We start from the raw sequence: 2,659 nt of genomic DNA, 5'->3' as shown, positions 1-2,659 counted from the left end.
CCTCGTATCTAGTGAGATCTACTCCTAATGGTCTAATTCAGGCAGCTCGCGGGTCATATCGGTGTCGATAAACCCTGGGGTTACCGAGTTGACCGTAATCGAACGCGAACCGACTTCACGCGCCATTGCACGGCTGAAACCTTCCAGACCGGCCTTGGCGGCTGCCTAGTGTACTTGGCCTGCGTTGCCCATGGCACCCCCCACCGAGCCAATACTGATAATTCGACCCCAACGCGCCTTGGTCATGCCGCGCAGAACGCCCTTGGACAGGCGATATAGACTGTTCAGGTTGGTATCGATCACGTCGTACCATTCATCGTCTTTCATGCGCATCATCAGGTTATCGCGGGTGATACCGGCATTATTGACCAGAATCGCCGGCGCACCGAACTGTTCCTGAATGCTCGCGATCACTTTGCTGACCGACTCGTCACTGGTCACGTTCAGTTCCAGACCGGTGCCCTGAATGCCGTGTTCTTTCAGAGTGGCGGCAATCGCCTCGGCACCTTTGGCAGAGGTCGCGGTGCCAACAACGATGGCGCCCTGACGACCCAGTTCCAGTGCGATAGCCTGGCCGATACCGCGGCTTGCACCGGTTACCAGTGCAACTTTACCTTGCAGACTCATGCAAGCTTCTCCTGATTCAGGCTTGCGCTGCGCGAGCGGCAGCGAAAGCGTCTGGGGTATTGAGGTTGGAAGTCGCAACGCCTTCGGCGCAACGTTTGTTCAGACCGGCCAGTACTTTGCCCGGACCGCATTCGACCAGATTGGTCGCGCCCTTCGCGGCCAGAGTCTGTACCGACTCGACCCAGCGAACCGGCTTGTACAGTTGTTCGAGCAGATCACGCTTGAGGGTTTCCAGATCGGCCGGCACTTGCGCGCTTACGTTCTGCACCACCGGGATCTGCGGCACCTGCCAGTCGATGGAGGCGATGGATTCGGCAAAGCGCTCGGCAGCCGGACGCATCAGTTCGCAGTGCGACGGCACGCTCACCGGCAGCGGCATGGCGCGCTTGGCGCCACGGGCCTTGCAACCTTCGATGGCACGCTCAACGGCAGCCTTGGCACCGGCAATCACGACCTGGCCAGGCGAGTTGAAGTTGACGGCACTGACCACTTCGCCTTGTGCCGCTTCGGCACAGGCAGCCAGCACGTCGGCATCTTCCAGACCGAGGATGGCAGCCATGCCGCCCTGCCCGGCCGGAACAGCTTCCTGCATCAGTTGACCACGGCGCTCGACGAGTTTCACAGCGTCAGCCAGTGTCAGACTGCCAGCAGCAACCAGGGCGCTGTATTCACCCAGGCTGTGACCGGCAACAAAGGCCGGACGCGCACCACCTTCAGCCAGCCACAGACGCCACAGGGCGATCGAGGCGGTCAGAATGGCCGGTTGGGTTTTATCGGTTTGATTGAGCAGCTCTTCCGGCCCCTGCTGGGTCAGTGCCCACAGGTCATAGCCCAGAGCATCGGATGCTTCTTTGAAAGTTTCGAGGATCAACGGATGTTGCGCGCCCAGCTCGGCCAGCATGCCGAGGGACTGCGAACCCTGTCCTGGAAAGACGAATGCGAGGGAAGCAGACATGTAACAAGCCCCTAATGATCTTGTCGTCGGAGAATGACGCCCCGCTTGGGGACGCAAGAAACTGACAGTTGGATGGCCCTTTGAACCGGGCGGTCACATTTAAGCATTGTCCGACGAAAACGCCTAAGACAACAAATCCTCCAGACGACCGTGGAGGCGCTCGGGAAGATTCTCCTGAATCTCGATCAGGGCACGGGAAATCGCACTCTGAAAGCCCTGAACCCCAGCCGAACCGTGACTTTTCACCACGATACCCTGCAAGCCGAGGAAGCTTGCGCCATTATGTCGCGCCGGCGCTAGATCAGCCTGCAACCGCTTCATCAGCGGCAACGCCAGGGCACCGACAGCGCGGGAGGCAAGATTCTTTTTGAACAGCGCCTCGATGCGCGCAGCAATCATCGTCGCCAGGCCTTCACTGGACTTGAGCAGGATATTCCCGACAAATCCATCGCAGACCACGACGTCCGCTTCGCCACGATACAACCCGTCACCTTCGACGAAACCGATGTAATTGATGCCTCGGGCAGCCTGCAGCAAAGTCGCAGCCAGCTTGACCTGCTGATTGCCTTTGATGTCCTCGGTGCCGATATTCAGCAACGCCACGCGTGGACGGGCAATGCCGAGCGTCTGCGCGGCCACCGAACCCATCACCGCAAACTGCAAAAGGTGCTCTGCACTGCAATCTACGTTGGCGCCCAGGTCGAGTAACTGGCAATAACCTTTCTGAGTGGGGATAGCAGCAACCATCGCCGGCCGGTCGATGCCGGGCAACGTCTTGAGTACAAATCGCGACAACGCCATCAGCGCACCGGTATTGCCGGCACTGACACAGGCCTGGGCCTTGCCATCGCGCACCAGCTCAAGGGCGACACGCATCGACGAATCGGGCTTGCCACGCAAGGCCTGAGTCGGCTTTTCGTCCATCGTGATGACCTCGGACGCCGGAAAAATCGTCAGGCGCGCGCGATCGGCAGCCGATTGGCCGTTGATCAATTCTTCAAGAAGGGAGGGTTGACCGACGAGGGTCAGGTGCAGCGAGGGCGTAGCAGACAGGCAAGCAAGGCTGGCCTGAACAAT

General features: G+C 59.6%; 2 protein-coding genes and 1 pseudogene. All 3 read right to left on the bottom strand.

Annotated elements, in window-relative coordinates; translation table 11 throughout:
• Positions 1-36 precede the first annotated feature (36 nt).
• Positions 37-627, bottom strand: a pseudogene (locus ACIOVB_RS27335) (3-oxoacyl-ACP reductase family protein); the annotation flags it as partial.
• Between the two features lie 16 nt (positions 628-643).
• Positions 644-1,582: an ACP S-malonyltransferase gene (fabD, locus tag ACIOVB_RS27330; RefSeq protein ID WP_401272255.1), complete on the bottom strand. Its 939-nt coding sequence runs from the start codon at positions 1,580-1,582 to the stop codon at positions 644-646.
• A gap of 123 nt (positions 1,583-1,705) precedes the next feature.
• Positions 1,706-2,659, bottom strand: a 954-nt coding sequence (gene plsX / locus ACIOVB_RS27325) for a phosphate acyltransferase PlsX (RefSeq protein WP_401272254.1), incomplete at its 5' end; no start/stop codon positions are given.

The sequence above is a fragment of the Pseudomonas sp. NPDC087639 genome (assembly GCF_044743385.1).
Lineage (GTDB): Bacteria > Pseudomonadota > Gammaproteobacteria > Pseudomonadales > Pseudomonadaceae > Aquipseudomonas.
Note: the sequence above shows the minus strand (reverse complement) of the source record. Positions and strands in the feature narration are given on the sequence as shown.

Coding starts and splice junctions, on each gene's coding strand:
- fabD (WP_401272255.1), bottom strand. CDS start 1,582: ATGTCTGCTTCCCTCGCATTCGTCTTTCCAGGACAGGGTTCGCAGTCC.